At 41.8% G+C, this 14749-nt stretch carries 13 protein-coding genes; 7 read left to right on the top strand and 6 right to left on the bottom strand.

The genetic code is table 11. From position 1 onward, the window contains the following. Positions 1–45 precede the first annotated feature (45 nt). Positions 46–243: a hypothetical protein gene (locus tag LfDm3_RS01645; protein ID WP_039143508.1), complete on the bottom strand. Its 198-nt coding sequence runs from the start codon at positions 241–243 to the stop codon at positions 46–48. 225 nt (positions 244–468) lie between these two features. On the opposite strand from LfDm3_RS01645, the gene LfDm3_RS01640 reads away from it, so the two are divergent. Continuing rightward, complete coding sequence (locus LfDm3_RS01640) at positions 469–2376, top strand: thiamine pyrophosphate-binding protein (protein WP_039143506.1); 1908 nt, start codon at positions 469–471, stop codon at positions 2374–2376. 52 nt (positions 2377–2428) lie between these two features. Here LfDm3_RS01640 and LfDm3_RS01635 read toward each other — a convergent pair whose 3' ends face one another. Both LfDm3_RS01635 and LfDm3_RS01630 read right to left on the bottom strand, forming a co-directional pair. After that, positions 2429–2998: a TMEM175 family protein gene (locus LfDm3_RS01635; protein WP_052236560.1), complete on the bottom strand. Its 570-nt coding sequence runs from the start codon at positions 2996–2998 to the stop codon at positions 2429–2431. 74 nt (positions 2999–3072) lie between these two features. Continuing rightward, positions 3073–3642: a TMEM175 family protein gene (locus LfDm3_RS01630; protein WP_039143503.1), complete on the bottom strand. Its 570-nt coding sequence runs from the start codon at positions 3640–3642 to the stop codon at positions 3073–3075. 213 nt (positions 3643–3855) lie between these two features. On the opposite strand from LfDm3_RS01630, the gene LfDm3_RS06860 reads away from it, so the two are divergent. From LfDm3_RS06860 to LfDm3_RS01615, 4 genes are all read left to right on the top strand, one after another. Further along, positions 3856–4011 (top strand): hypothetical protein, encoded by a 156-nt coding sequence (locus tag LfDm3_RS06860; RefSeq protein WP_010022242.1) that lies wholly within the window; start codon positions 3856–3858, stop codon positions 4009–4011. Between the two features lie 19 nt (positions 4012–4030). After that, on the top strand, positions 4031–4516 hold the full coding sequence (locus tag LfDm3_RS01625) for a hypothetical protein (protein ID WP_039143500.1): 486 nt from the start codon (positions 4031–4033) through the stop codon (positions 4514–4516). 151 nt (positions 4517–4667) lie between these two features. After that, positions 4668–5741: an AEC family transporter gene (locus LfDm3_RS01620; RefSeq protein ID WP_039143497.1), complete on the top strand. Its 1074-nt coding sequence runs from the start codon at positions 4668–4670 to the stop codon at positions 5739–5741. An 11-nt stretch (positions 5742–5752) separates the two neighbouring features. Next, the gene (locus tag LfDm3_RS01615; RefSeq protein ID WP_039143494.1) at positions 5753–6745 is read left to right on the top strand and encodes an NAD(P)-dependent oxidoreductase; all 993 of its coding nucleotides are present in this window, start codon (positions 5753–5755) and stop codon (positions 6743–6745) included. Between the two features lie 307 nt (positions 6746–7052). On the opposite strand, the gene rbsU is transcribed toward LfDm3_RS01615, so the two are convergent. The 3 genes from rbsU to LfDm3_RS01600 are packed head-to-tail and all read right to left on the bottom strand — an operon-like array spanning position 7053 to position 10669. Further along, entirely contained in the window at positions 7053–7970 is a 918-nt protein-coding gene (rbsU, locus tag LfDm3_RS01610; protein ID WP_039143493.1) for a ribose/proton symporter RbsU, read from the bottom strand. Between the two features lie 12 nt (positions 7971–7982). After that, positions 7983–9452 carry a UDP-glucose--hexose-1-phosphate uridylyltransferase gene (galT, locus tag LfDm3_RS01605; protein ID WP_039143491.1) on the bottom strand — a complete coding sequence of 490 codons (1470 nt, stop codon included), beginning with the start codon at positions 9450–9452 and terminating at the stop codon, positions 7983–7985. 14 nt (positions 9453–9466) lie between these two features. After that, positions 9467–10669, bottom strand: a complete 1203-nt coding sequence (locus tag LfDm3_RS01600; protein ID WP_052236559.1) for a galactokinase — start codon at positions 10667–10669, stop codon at positions 9467–9469. A gap of 190 nt (positions 10670–10859) precedes the next feature. On the opposite strand from LfDm3_RS01600, the gene LfDm3_RS01595 reads away from it, so the two are divergent. Continuing rightward, the gene (locus tag LfDm3_RS01595; RefSeq protein WP_039143488.1) at positions 10860–12536 is read left to right on the top strand and encodes a glycoside hydrolase family 13 protein; all 1677 of its coding nucleotides are present in this window, start codon (positions 10860–10862) and stop codon (positions 12534–12536) included. A 171-nt stretch (positions 12537–12707) separates the two neighbouring features. After that, a complete protein-coding gene (locus LfDm3_RS01590) occupies positions 12708–14444 on the top strand; it encodes a DUF2075 domain-containing protein (RefSeq protein WP_225349297.1) in 1737 nt (578 codons plus the stop codon). Positions 14445–14749 lie beyond the last annotated feature (305 nt).

The following is a 14749-nucleotide window of genomic DNA, read 5'->3' as shown; positions in this document are numbered from 1 at the left end:
TTTTGTTTCACGTGAAACTTATTTTTTTCTTAAGTATTGCCAATCCTACTTATCGTCATTGTTCAAAGCAATCTTTCTCAACGCTTCAAACGCATCAACGTCAATTTCTTCAGTAGTATTGTTGTTGAAAGTTACTTCATATGAAATAATCTTTCCTTCTGATTCGTGTGGATGGATGGAGTTAACGTTATCAACGTTAATTAAACGACCGTCACCAGTTTCCAATAATCCGTAAAAGTTCATGATTTTCACCTCCTTGTTAATATTATTACATAAGTGGTGTAAAAAGATTACTAATAACGTGCGCAAATTGCCGCCAACCGGGGAATTAACTTCATTAGTATTAATGCGAAACAAGCGTTAGAAATATTTAATTAATTAATCAAGCCATTTTATTGCAACCGTTTTCATATCGGAGTATATTAGGGACAACAAAAGGAACACATATACTTTTGGGAGGAAAATATTATGACAGATGTAAAGAAAATCCCTGCAGCAGTAGCAATGCTTAAAGTCATTGAATCATATGGCGTTAAGGATGTTTTTGGTTACCCTGGTGGTTCCATTAACTCAACGCTTGCTGCACTTGACCAAGAAAAAGACAATATTAATTACGTACAAATTCGACACGAACAAGTGGGCGCCTTAGCCGCAGCTGCTCACGCAAAGTTAACCGGTAAGATTGGCGTGGCCTTTGGATCAGCTGGTCCTGGTGCCGTCAACTTACTCAATGGTTTGTATGACGCCAAAGAAGACCATGCTCCAGTCCTTGCCATCGTTGGACAAGTGGGTCATGACAACATGAACTACAACTACTTCCAAGAATTTCCAGAGACCCCAATGTTCTCAGACGTTTCCGTCTACGACCGAATCGTCATGACTCCTGAAAGTTTGCCACACGTTGTTGACCGTGCTATTCACGAAGCATACCAAAACAAGGGTGTCGCCGTGGTTGTCATTCCAAATGACTTTGGCTTTGACGAAATCCCAGATGTTCCATACAGTTCTGCTTCAAAGACTTACGATAAGCCAGCTCCAGAACCAGTCGCATCTGACGACGAAGTCAGTGAAGCTCTCAAGATGATTAAGAACGCTAAACGCCCAGTTCTCCACGTTGGTCGTGGTATCAAAGGTAACGGCGACAAATTAATCGAACTTTCAAAGAAACTTCAAATTCCAATTATCATGGATGGATTAGCATTAGGCTACGTTGACGCTAGCTACGAAGGTAACTTAGGAACTGCTAACCGTGCCGCATCAAAGGCCGCTGACGAAATTCTAAGTACCGCTGACCTTGTAATCGCCATCGGTGGTGACTTCCCATTCGCTAAGTCAGTGTACGCAAGTCATCCATTTGCCTACATTCAAGTTGATAATTCACGAATCCAACTTGGCCGACACCACGAAGTTGACCTTCCGATCTGGTCTGACTCTGGTTCATTTATCGATAAAGCCCTCGCTCAAAGCGAACAGGTTGCTCCAAGTCCATTCTTCAAGGCTGCCGTTGCCGACGAAGCTAACTGGAAAGAGTACATCAACAAGATGTTGAACGTTGGCAGTGACGAACAAGACAAGAGTAACGGGAACTTCATGGACGAATTCAAGGACTTTGGTAAGCACTTGAAGGACACCATTACGAACGCTAACTCAACCATGCCAGTTGCACCAATCTACAAACAAATTAACCGGGTTGCTGACAAGGATGCCGTCTTCTCAATCGATGTTGGTGACAACATCATCAATAGTTTCAGATACTTGGACATTCAACCAACTAACAAGTGGGTCATCTCCGCCTTATTCGCAACGATGGGTTCAGGACTTCCTGGAGCAATCGCCGCTAAACGGGCTTACCCAGATCGTCAAGTGTTCAACATTGCCGGTGACGGTGCCCTTTCAATGGTCATCCAAGACCTTGTTACTTTGACGAAATATCAACTACCAGTTATCAACGTGGTTACTTCCAACGAAGACCTTAGTTTCATCAAGGGTGAACAAGATGATCTACCAATGCAGATCTTCGGACTTCAACTTCAGGGTCAAAGCTTTGAATTAATCGCTAAGGGAATGGGCGTTGACGCTACCACGGTTCGTAACGTTTCCGAACTTCCTGCCGCCTTTGACAAAGCCGTTAAGGTTACCAAGGCTGGTCACCCATTCTTGATTGACGCTAAGATAAACCAAGACCGTGGCCTACCAGTTGAAGATTTGGTTGTTAAAATCGAAAACGGACAAGTGGTTGAAACCGTAAGTCCAAATTACTTGAAGGACAAGAATGACAACAAGACTTACACACTACCTGATTTCTTCGCAGAATACGGCGGTGAAGGCTTGTTACCACTTAAGGACTTCTTCGACAAATATGATGTTCAACTTTAATATGTAAATCAAAAAGAGTTCCCATCCGGAAGCTCTTTTTTTATGGCCTAATTTATGCGCGAAATTCATCGAAAACCGTCCAGAGCGCGGCCAGGACGATCGTGAAAATAATCCCGGAAATGGGAATAAAATAGATAACAATCATGATGGCGATGCCGAGGGGAACTTCGATGAAGATGTGGGACAGATTAATTCGTTTGTGTTTTCTGAGATAGGTTTTCTCAAAGTACTTCTTGTTAGTGCGAACCATGACGTAGTCAAGGAGAAAAAATGAGAACGTCCAGATAATGTACGTGATGAAGTAGAAGTATTCGGTGGTCTGACTGTACGGATAATGACTAACCCAGGCCGTCGCAACGGGCAGAATCGACATACAGAGTAAAAAGAAGATGTTAGCCGCAAAACCAATCTCTGAGACCCGATGAATGGCCTTGGAAATGGACGTGATGTTGTACCAACAGATGCAGATGAGGGTCGCACTGATGAAATATCCCAGAAAATATGGAATTTGGTTGATCATCCCCGAAATGTGGGGTGAATCGGGCGCCTTAATCTCTAAAACCATGACCGTCATGATGATGGCCATGACGGCGTCGAACGCCTCCATTCTTGATTTTGACATGTGAAAGTCTCCTTTAAATTAAACCTAGTCTTTAAAGCGAAGCGGGGCAAGGATTAGGCTTTCACATCCAGTTATCACTTAAAACAGCTGTACAAAATCCACGAGAGGGCCGTCAGAATTGAGAAGATAATCCCCCAGAGTGGGAAGAAATAGATAATTACCAAACTGATCAGGGCGCAACTCACTTCAATTGCTAAGTGAAAACGATTAATTCGTTGGTGCTGTTTAATTTTGTCGTTTGAGAACTCCCGTTGATTACCTTTGACTAAGAGATAATCCAATAGGTAGTAAGACAGGTACCACACGATGAAAACAAAGAAATAGAAGTATTCGGTGTGCCGACTGAATGGAAAGCGGGCGACCCACGCCGTTGCCATCGGTGCTGGTGACATGCACAAAAGGAAGAGAATGTTACTCCAAAAGGCCGGCTTGGAGACAACCTTGATCGACTTGAAGATGTTCATCAGATTGTACCATCCCGTACTGATCATGATGGCACTGATAACGAAAGCCGCAAAGTAGGGTAATTGTTCGATAATTCCACTAAAACTGGCGGTTTCTGGGACCTTAATTTCGAGGATCATGATGGTCATAATAATGGCGATGACCGCGTCATCACATGCTTCCACTCGACTTTTGGGCATATTAATCACTCCTTTAATAATGATATAAAAATATGCTAAAGGAAGTGGTTAGTCAAGCAGAATTTTCTGGTTGGTATGCATTGGGAACTTAATTATATTTAGTGTTATGTAACATAAATTAAAAAACACGCAAAAAATTGAGCAAATTTCCCGGCTTGTGGGCGTTTAATGGTAAAATGAATGTAATCACAAGTGTATATTGGAGATGACGTAATGAGTTTTAAAAAGATTGTTAACTGGTTTTTAGTCGCATTCTGGATCGTAACCTTTGTCGTATTGGCCATGGGCTTCAGTATGGTATCAATGTATATGATGGTGATTGGGATGCTGATTCATAGTTTAAATTGTGTCTTAGGTGACAAACTATAAAGTTATAAGGAGGAATTAAATGTTTAAACCAATTTTACTGATTATTACCGTAATTGCCTTAATCATTGCGGGTTATTTGTATTGGACGAATCGAGATCGTGCCGACGATAAGAGTTATATCAAGAGCTGGAAATACTTCGTGTTCATCTTATGTATTTTGGTTGCTGTCGTAACTTTTGCCGTTGCCACCAGAAATATTTTGTCGGTTGCGGGCTTCGTGATCGCCTTTATCCTGTTTATCTACTACCTGGTTCGCTACTTCGTCGTAGCTCTGGGAAAGCACTACAGTTGGGATCAGACCGTTTTTCTGAAGTACTTTAGAAGAGGTGTGTACGCATTAATTGCGACATTAATTTTCTTCATTGCGTTTTACTGCTCATCAAACAACCAGTTGGATATGCTGCACCATCGAGAGATCACTTCACATCTTCAGATGAAGCAGAAGAAGACTCATAAGGAAAAGATGAGAATGGAGAAGAAGGATAAGAAAGCGGAAATGAAATAGTTGAAGGGAGCCCTGTGGTGGGGCTTTTTTTATTTCTAAAATCCTCCTTGTCTCCAATTTATTCCTTATGGTAAGATTATTATCGTGAAAAAATTCATTTTTACGTACTTTACTGTGCGTCCGATAATATTCTACTTGGAGGTTAACGTTCATGAACGTTATGCAAGCAATTGAGAAGACCGTCACTAATGCGGGAATCATTAGTTCGATCACCTCAACGATTTTTATTATTTTACTGGGTTTCTTTTTACGTAAGAAGAACATTTTTACCGATAAATTCGGAAAGATGTTGTCAAAGGTCGTCTTGACCGTTGCAATTCCAGCCTTGGCGCTGAACTCATTCATGCAGCCAATCAACAATGACACCCTGAAAGAGGGGATGAATGTCCTGCTGTGGGGTTTCATCATCTACATCATTTTGATTTTCGTTGCGCCACTACTTTATCCCAAACAGGATAAGGATAAAAAAGAAGTCATGGGAATTTTGACCACCTTCGGTTCTACGACCTTCTTTGGAATTCCGATCGTCGGTGCGGTCTTTGGACCCAAGGGAATCATGTACAGTTCCATTTTTAACATTGGTTATCGGGTTTTCCTTTATTCATACGCCTACATCAGAATGTCAGGCTTGAAGATGGAAATGAAGAACATCAAGAAAATGTTCCTTAATCCGGTTGTGATCGCCACCTTCCTAGGACTTTTCCTGTGGTTGGGACAAAACTATGTTCCACATGTAACAGTCCAAACGATGTTAAATGGTCTCCCTGGCAAAGGCACTAGTAGCGTGGCTTTCTACCGCATTGACCAGACTGCCTTGTGGCTCTGGAAACCGTTGAACTACTTGGCTCAACTTTCCTCGCCGCTGGCTTGGTTATCAATCGGTGTGACCCTTGGTTCCATTTCATTCAAGCAGGCCGCTTCCAACAAGCTTTCTTGGTACTACAGTTGGAACAAAGTTATCATCGTTCCGTTGTTCAACCTGATTGCCTTATCAGCCCTTTCGATGATTGGAATCCTGCCAATGAGCTACGTGGCAATCGCTACGATCGTGATCATGATGGCAACGCCAACTGCCACGGTGGCTTCGGCTTACGCAATCAGTTTCAATCGAGATCCAGTCCTAGCTTCCAACGCGTCCTTCCTATCGACAATCCTGTCAGTAATCATGATGCCAATCTGGATTGCTCTACTGGAAGTCATCAATAACTCCGGAATTATCAAATAAAGAGGTCTAAAATGTTTAAAATTACTGCGTACGGGGTGCGTCCCGTCGAAGTTAGTTACTTCAAAGATTTAAATAAATACGATTACGAGTTGAACCTAGTTTCCGAAATGTTAGATCACGAGAACGCCATTGATTCTAAAGGATCGGATGGTGTGTTAGTTCGGGGAAATTGTCTGGCTGACCGGGATAATTTACAAAAATTCGCTGACTGGGGCATTAAGTACGTCTTCACGCGCACGGTTGGATACGATCATATTGATTTGAAGGCCGCTAAGGAACTTGGCATTAAGGTTGCTCGCGTTCCCGGTTACTCGCCATACGCCGTGGCTGAACTGGCGATGACCCTCGGGATGAGTTTGTTTCGAAAAGTCGCTTCCGAAATTAACGCTACTCATGATGGCGATTTTATTGTAAATGATTCGTATTTTAGTCGTGAGATTCATTCCGGTACCGTTGGCATTATTGGCGCTGGTCGGATTGGTCGGGCCGAAGCCAGCTTGTACAGTGGGATGGGCGCAACCGTGCTCGCCAATGACGGCCACAAGGTTGACGCTCCTGAGATTGATGAATACGTTCCAATTAATGAACTATTGAAGCGTTCTGATATCGTTTCGCTGCACGTTCCCTACATTAAAGGTGAAACTGATAACTTAATTAGTACCGATCAAATTAACATGATGAAAGACGATGCCATTTTGGTTAATACTGCTCGCGGTCAAGTGGTCGATTTAAAGGCCGTTGATGATGCACTATCTGCTGGTAAATTAGGTGGATACGGTGCTGACGTGTTGATTGACGAATCCAACATTTTTGGTCATGAGTTCAAGAGTGTCAATGACATCAAGAATCAGGAAGTCGTTGGTTTAATGAAGAAGTATCCGAACGCAATTGTCACGCCCCACGTTGGTTCGTTTACGGAACCCGCTTTAACGGACATGATTACTGTTAGTTATGATAATTTTCATGAGATGGTGACGACGGGTAAGTCTAAGAACGAGATTTAAGGGTCAAAGTTAACATTAAGTATCATCAAAATTATTTGATATAATTGATTTATTATTAAACTGAGTTATAATGATAGATGTAAATAGTTCATGGGACCATCGATTTTTAGTAGGATTGATGATCAAAAGCCCATCGGTTTGTTGCCGATGGACTTTTTTACATAAATACACATAAAAAGGCTGAAACCCCAATCGGTTTCAGCCTTTTTGGTACTATAGGTCTCGCTAATGTGGAGACATTGACAGATGGTGCCATTCCCACTAACGCAGGGATACTCGTTACTTATATCATAACATGTCAGATTAATTAAATAAATGCCGTAACGGCGGAAGCAAAGACAATGAGCACCAATCCAAGATAGGTCAATGTCATTTCCTTGGGTGTCTTTCGCTGGTGCAAGAAGTAAATTCCCGTCAGAGTGGAGACCAGGACGGCTAACTGACCAAGCACGTTGGCAGTGGCTAGTCCGTTCATGTCTGGTTGAGCTGAGATTAAGTACATTAACATCCCGAAGCCTTGTGATAATCCGGCTAGGATATTCTTATATGAAACGGATTGAACAAAGACGTTTTCGTCCTTTAGATTCCACAAACCATAGATCACGGCACAAAGTACCATTCCGACGGCTTGGGGAAGAAAAGCATGATTTCCGTCCATTGGCTGCATTCCCGGCAGTAAGGCCTTCATTGATGGCATGATGACTACCTGGGGAGCGGCCGAGTAAATTAAGTATCCAAAGGCACCGATAATCTGAAAGATCGTGGCCTTCTTTAAAGCACCCTTATTGGTTGATTCTGGATTTTGAACCCAGGCGGTCAAAGTAGCACCTAGGATCACAATGATTAATGCGGCAAACCCCAAAACTTTTCCAATGATGCCGGTCCAGTCTCCGAGGACGAATACTCCCCACAGAGACGTCAGGATCAGTTGGAGAGCCGTGGTAATGGGCATGACCCGTGATGATCCAACTAATTTAAATCCTTTGAACTGCATGATCTGACCAAAGCCCCAGCCGAGACCAGAAATGACGCCAAAGGTGGTACTAATCCAGCCTGGCAGTGCCAGTCCTTCAATGAAGAAGAGGACGACCGCAAAGATCAAGGTTCCAAGCGTCGCACCCAAAATCTGGTTGGCGGGTTTTCCACCAATCTTTGATGAAATCGTGGGAAAGAGTCCCCAACCGATCATCGGTCCTAAACCAATCAATATCGCTAGCCAATTCATAATAACTACCTCCTAAAGTGTATCAATGAATTTGTGAAACGCCGCGGTTCCCTTGTCGTCAAGTTTGAAGACCCCAGCGTTTTCCAAGACGTGCATAAAGGTGATCCCGACTTCTTTGTCGATCACGTCTTGGACGTTGTCGGGATTGAGATTGTAATTTTGTTTAAGCTGCTTCGCCCAGGGAACGTGGTAGTCCGCGATGTCGTTGGGCTGGCCCAAGAGGTCTTTTTTGACCTCGACCAATTCGGATTTCAGTCGGGCTGGTAAAATGGCGCGACCCATGACCTCGATCAGGCCGATGTTTTCCTTCTTGATGTGCTGATATTCGGCGTGGGGATGAAAGATCCCATCGGGATATTTCGCAGACGTCTGGTTATCACGCAGAACCACGTAGACTTCAAACTGACCCTGGTTGTTCATGCGCACAATCGGAGTGACCGTGTGATGAGGGGTTCCGTTGGTCTCGGCGCGGACAGCAACGGATGGATCCGAGTATTTTCGCCACTCGTTTAGGATATGTGTTGCTAGGTAAATCAGTTCATGGGTGTCCTTACTGGTCAGGCGAATCGTCGACATCGGCCAGTTTAAGACTTCGGCTTTCACGTCTGGATAGCCGTTTACGGTGAAAGTGAAACGAGTATTCGCTTTCATCATCGGAAACGTGTGGTAGCCTCCCTGATAATGCTCGTGGCTCAGAATGGAACCACCGACAATTGGGAGATCCGCGTTGCTGCCGACAAAATAAGTGGGAAACATTTGAACGATTTCAATTAAATTTGAAAACGTCTGTGCACTAATTTTCATTGGTTCGTGCACGTCGTCTAAGAAGATGCAGTGCTGATCAAAGTAGGCATAGGGCGAATACTGAAAGCCCCACGGTCTGCCGCCAATCAACAGATCGATAATGCGATGGTTGACCCGCACGGGGACCTGCGCGTTGCCATAGTAACCCTCGGTCTGTGCACACAGATTACACTCGGGATAACCAAAGTGGGTGTTCTGACCAGCCTTTGCGATGTCATTGGGATCCTTCTCAGGTTTTGACAGGTTAATCGTGATCTCAAGGTCACCAAACTTGGTGGCGGTGTCCCAGTGCAAATTTTTCTTGATTCGCTCGGTCTTAATGTAGTTATTTTGTTGACTTAGTTGATAAAAGTAGTCCGTTGCCTGTTCTGGTGAATTATGATAAAGATTCCAGAACCGCTCGTTGACCGTGCTTGGCAGGGGCGTATACAGATTTGTCAGCTCCGCCTCTAAGAGTTCGCGGTTTTTTAGCGTGTCGTCAATTTGATGGTTCTGAATGGCCACGTTGATTAACTGACTGACCGTCTCCAGAAGTGCACCGGATTCGGCATTGCCCTCAACGTTTCCCTCACCCACCAGGTGATACAGATAATTGATTAAATAAGTCCGGTCCATTGGCTGGTACGTCTGATTGGTGCTAATTACCTGATCGGCGTAGTGTTCCACTAAATTTTTCATAATGTTCACCGACCCTAAATCTGAATTTCTCGTGGTCCGTCGGCGATGTTAGCGATGTAGAAATCAGCGTCGTAGCCGAAGCGGTAGTTGTACGTGTCGCCAACGTTTTTAATAAAACGATCAATCTGGTCGGCGGGAACGATGGCAATTGCACAACCACCGAAGCCCGCACCAGTCATCCGGGCTCCGATTGCACCGTTCTTCCAGGCTTCGTGAACCAACGTGTCCAGGTTCGGCCCCGTGACCTCGTAGTCGTATTCTAGTGAAATGTGCGACGCGTTCATTAGGCGCCCAAATTCGTCCACTGCGTTGTTCCGTAGGGCTTTGACAGCACGCAAAGTACGTTGATTTTCGGAGACCGCGTGTCGAGCACGTTTCAAAAGGGTGGCGTTGTTGATGGTGTACGTGTACTCGTCGAATTCGTCGTTGCTCATGGCGCCAAACGAGGAGAAGTCGGCGACCTTATTGACAAGGGCCAGGGCTTCTTCACATTCCTTGCGACGCTCGTTGTACTTGGAATCCTTTAAGCCCCGTTTCTTGTTGGTGTTCATGATGACAATCTTGTAGTTGCCGAGTTTAATCGGGACCAGGTCACTCTTCATCGTGTTCGTGTCCAGCAGGATCGCCGTGTTCTTCTGTCCCATCTCAACGGCGTACTGATCCATGATGCCCGAGTTGACCCCGATGTCGGTGTTTTCAACGTGTTGGCCGAGTTTAGCCAGTTCGGGTCCGGAGAAGACGTCACCGAATTGGTCGTTTAAAATCTTGCCGAATAGCATTTCGATGGAAGCCGAGGACGATAAACCGGATCCGTCCGGTAGGTTACCGTAGATTAGGATGTTAAAACCGTGGTCCAACTGGTGTCCCTTGTCGGCAAAGGCCTTGAACATGCCCTTGGGATAGTTGATCCAGCCGTCATCACGGTTGATATTCAGGTCGTCTAATTGAAACGTATTAATTCCCGTTTCTGAGAAATTCGTCGAGTAGATCTTGACCTGATTGTCAGTCCTTGGTGTCACTAAGGCGTAGGTTCCAAGGCTGATCGCACACGGGAAGACGTAGCCACCATTGTAGTCGGTATGTTCACCGATCAGGTTGATTCGACCCGGGGCGAAGTACGCCTTGGTTGGTTTTTGTTGGTATAAATCTTTAAATTTACTGGTTAAATCACTAATGATCTTGTTGGTTGAAATTACTTTTTTGGTCACCGCAAACATCTCCTTAAAAATCACTTTATCTGATGTTAGTTCTACAATAAGAGTAAGCGTTTTCAAATGGGAAAGCAAGGGCTTTTATTCTGAAAAATAATTGTTTGAATTAATTGCCAAATAAGGGCTGAACAAGTGGAAGTTGTATGGTAATCTGAAATCAATGATAACTAAATTTAATTTCACGAGGTGAAAATCAATGAAAAAGAATCAATGGTGGAAAAACGCAGTTGTATATCAAGTCTACCCACAAAGTTTTCAGGACAGTAACGGTGATGGAGTCGGTGACCTAGACGGAATCAGAGAACGGTTGCCATACATCAAGAAGTTGGGTGCGAACGTGATCTGGCTCAATCCGATCTATGCCTCACCCGAAGAGGACAACGGCTACGACATTTCGGATTATCGCCAGATTAATCCCAAGTACGGTGATATGAAATCATTTCAAAAACTGTTAGACCGAGCTCATGAACTCGGAATTAAGATTGTGATGGATCTGGTGGTCAATCACACGTCCGATCAGCACAGGTGGTTTCAAGAGAGCCGAAAGTCCAAGGATAATCCGTACCGTGATTACTATTACTGGCGTGATCCAGTGGAGGGCCACGCGCCAAATGACTGGGGTTCATTTTTCAACGGTTCAACGTGGAAATACGATGAACAAACGGGTCAGTACTACCTCCATCTTTTTGCGGACGGTCAACCCGATCTGAACTGGGAGAATCCGAAGGTTCGAGAAGAAGTTAAGAGCCTAATGAAGTTTTGGCTGGATAAAGGGGTTGACGGCTTTCGGATGGACGCCATCAACCTGATTTCTAAGCCCCAGGGACTACCAGACATGCCAAAACCTGAAAATGCAAAATATTCCGCTCCGGGAGCGGGTGTCCTGAATGGTCCTCGACTGAACGAATTTTTCAAGGAATTGAATCGGGACGTCTTGTCAAAGTATGACATCATGACCGTTGGTGAGATGTCAGGAACCAAGCCGGAACAGGCACTGGAATACACCGGTTTTGACGCGCATGAACTCAACATGGTCTTTCAGTTTGAGCACGTGGAACTCTCGCCTAATCCAGACCAAAGACTAGGAAAGTGGAATGATCAACCCATTAAGTTGACCGATTTAAAACGAGTCTTTAACAACTGGCAGACCAAATTGCACGGCAAGGGCTGGAACAGTCTGTACTGGAGTAATCATGACCAACCACGTGCTGTTAGTCGGTTTGCGACGGATAAGCCAGAGTATCGTGAACTTGCTGCCAAAATGCTAGGAACGACTTTGCACATGATGCAAGGAACACCGTACATTTTTGAGGGTGAGGAGCTCGGGATGACCAACGCTCACAAGGAAGACCTGACTCAGTACGAAGACATTGAAACGATTAACGCCTACGATCAATTTGTGAAAAAAGAGAAGTTCGTTTCCCCAACCAAGATGATGAGTTACTTGGCTCATATGTCACGAGATAATGCGAGAACGCCGATGCAGTGGGATGATTCCAAAAACGCTGGTTTTACCACTGGTACACCATGGTTTTCGGTAAACAAAAATTATAAGGAAATTAACGCCAAAGATGAAGTCGATGATCCAAACTCCGTTTTTGCTTACTATCAGAAGTTAATTGAATTGCGGAAGGATAACCCCATTATCATCGAAGGTGACTTTGAATTGTTAGATCCAGACGATCAGGAAGTCTTTGCCTACAAGCGTCATTATCAAGGTGAAACTTTGTTAGTTATCAGTAATTTTACTGATCATGTGGTAGAACGGGATTATAAGGTACATGAAAATGCAGAAAGGTTGATTGGTAATTACGCTGATGATGCTGGTAAGAGGTTGAGGGCGTATGAGAGTAAAGTGTATAAAATGAAATAAATTACTTGTATTAATAAAGTTCGTTCTTAATATTAAGAACGAACTTTATTTTTTGTTAAATTATTAACTAATTAATGTTAGAATTAATTAGTTAATATACGTAAAATGAGTAATGATTTGTTTAACATTAATTATTTAATAGAGAAGGTATGACATATTAAAGATTTTCCATTGATTAAAGAAATTCGTTATAGTGAATCTGGCTTAATATCATTATCCGAATCATACGAAGATTTTGACAGGGAATTAATGTTAGACTATCCAACTGTATATATCTTAAATGATAAGGATCCTAAGTCTCATAAGTTTAAAGTATATGTTGGGGAAACTAATGATATTGATCGACGTACTAAGGAACATTTAAAAAATGAAGATAGGGAAGATTTTGAAGAATTAAATAAGTCTAAAACGACAAAAATGTTAGTTATTGGTCATGAACATTTTAATAAATCGTTAACAATGGATATTGAAAATCAAATGATGCTTTATTTAACTGGTTCTCCTGCAGTGGCACAGATTAATAATCGTAGAGAAAATCCGCAAAGTAAATATTTTACTTCTGATGAAATGCCGAAGATTTTTGATGAAATTTGGAATGAATTAGAGAATAAAAATTCTTATCTATTCCCAGCAAAATCTAAAATTGAAAAAACTGCTATTTTTAAGTCATCTCCGTTTCATAAGTTGAATGATGAGCAAAATAAATATAAGAATATGATTATGAATAAAATTGCTGAAAATCTTGTTGATTTATCATCCAGAGAACATAAATTGATTCTTGTTGATGGAGATGCAGGTGCTGGAAAAACAGTTTTATTGAGTTCTATTTTTTATTTAATAAGTCAATTATATAAACAGTATCCGCGTCGTGAATTTAAAAACATAAGTGAATTTATGCTTGTAAACAACGATGAACAAGTTAAAGTTTATGATGAAATTGCACTTAAGTTAAAAATGGAGAAAAAGAAAAAAGAAATAGTCCAAAAACCTACAACATTTATTAATCATCATGATCCTAAAGGAGGATTAGTGGATATTTCTCTTATTGATGAGGGCCATTTACTTTGGACTCAAGGTAAACAAGCTTATAAAGGCAATAATCAATTACAAGATATTATCGATCGTTCTAGAATAACGATTTTAGTTTTTGATAAAAATCAAATGATTAGGACACAAAGTTACACTAACTCTAACGAATTAAATTCAATGATTTCTAAGGTAGAGAGTGAACATAATTATATTCATCTTTCTACACAAATGAGAATGAAAGCTAGCCCTAAAACTATGGCATGGATTGATGCTTTTATATATAAGCAGAAAATTGATGAAATTCCTAATGATCCCAATTATGACTTAAGGATATTTGATAATCCTAAGAAAATGTATGAAAAAATTGTTGAAAAAAATAATGATAAAAACTATGGGTTATCAAGAATGGTGGCGACTTTTGATTGGCCTTATAATCAAAAAAATTCTCCCACAAATTCTAGGTACTGGGATGTACATTTTTCATATAATGGTGGATATTTTTCTATGCCTTGGAATCGTCAGGTTACTAAAAATAATAATGAACAATCTTGGGCTGAAACGCCAAATAGTTTACAAGAAGTTGGATCAACATTTACCATTCAAGGATTTGATTTGAATTATGTTGGTGTTATTATTGGACCTTCTGTAAAGTATAGGAATGGCAAAGTGATTTTCGATTCAAGTCAGAGTTGCGATCGTAATGCTACACAAAAGAGAACTGAAAAGTATAAAGATGGATCTGCTAAGAAGGTAAATGTTTCAGAAAGTATGTTAAAAAATGCTTTAAATGTTTTGATGACGAGAGGAGTACATGGTTTATATATTTATGCTGTGGATGATGAATTACGTAAAGTACTTCAGACAAGACATTATAAATAGATCTTCACGCCATTAGGGATTTAATCAAATTAATATTAGAACTGTATCTTTTGAATTTAATATAATTGATATAGTTCTTTTTATTTGAATTATTTTCCAAAAAGGAATTATTACATTTTCAATAAATGACATCAGGCTCAATTTGTCACATGTAAGGGTGAATGATGTTTGCTAACACCAGTTATATCAAGGCATTTGGGCTGATGATGATTATTAATATGTTCATGGACATATGCTTATTTGAGTGGTTATCGTTTTTTAAGAATTTTGGAAATTGGTTAATAAAAGAACACTTTACCATAATT

Source organism: Fructilactobacillus fructivorans (assembly GCF_000814735.1).
Taxonomy (GTDB): Bacteria; Bacillota; Bacilli; order Lactobacillales; family Lactobacillaceae; genus Fructilactobacillus; species Fructilactobacillus fructivorans.
The sequence above is the reverse complement of the archived record's forward strand: the minus strand, read 5'-3'. Positions and strand labels throughout refer to the sequence as shown.

Coding starts and splice junctions, on each gene's coding strand:
- LfDm3_RS01640 (WP_039143506.1), top strand. CDS start 469: ATGACAGATGTAAAGAAAATCCCTGCAGCAGTAGCAATGCTTAAAGTC.
- LfDm3_RS01630 (WP_039143503.1), bottom strand. CDS start 3,642: ATGCCCAAAAGTCGAGTGGAAGCATGTGATGACGCGGTCATCGCCATT.
- rbsU (WP_039143493.1), bottom strand. CDS start 7,970: ATGAATTGGCTAGCGATATTGATTGGTTTAGGACCGATGATCGGTTGG.
- LfDm3_RS06860 (WP_010022242.1), top strand. CDS start 3,856: ATGAGTTTTAAAAAGATTGTTAACTGGTTTTTAGTCGCATTCTGGATC.
- LfDm3_RS01595 (WP_039143488.1), top strand. CDS start 10,860: ATGAAAAAGAATCAATGGTGGAAAAACGCAGTTGTATATCAAGTCTAC.
- LfDm3_RS01625 (WP_039143500.1), top strand. CDS start 4,031: ATGTTTAAACCAATTTTACTGATTATTACCGTAATTGCCTTAATCATT.
- galT (WP_039143491.1), bottom strand. CDS start 9,452: ATGAAAAATTTAGTGGAACACTACGCCGATCAGGTAATTAGCACCAAT.
- LfDm3_RS01645 (WP_039143508.1), bottom strand. CDS start 243: ATGAACTTTTACGGATTATTGGAAACTGGTGACGGTCGTTTAATTAAC.
- LfDm3_RS01635 (WP_052236560.1), bottom strand. CDS start 2,998: ATGTCAAAATCAAGAATGGAGGCGTTCGACGCCGTCATGGCCATCATC.
- LfDm3_RS01620 (WP_039143497.1), top strand. CDS start 4,668: ATGAACGTTATGCAAGCAATTGAGAAGACCGTCACTAATGCGGGAATC.
- LfDm3_RS01615 (WP_039143494.1), top strand. CDS start 5,753: ATGTTTAAAATTACTGCGTACGGGGTGCGTCCCGTCGAAGTTAGTTAC.
- LfDm3_RS01600 (WP_052236559.1), bottom strand. CDS start 10,669: ATGTTTGCGGTGACCAAAAAAGTAATTTCAACCAACAAGATCATTAGT.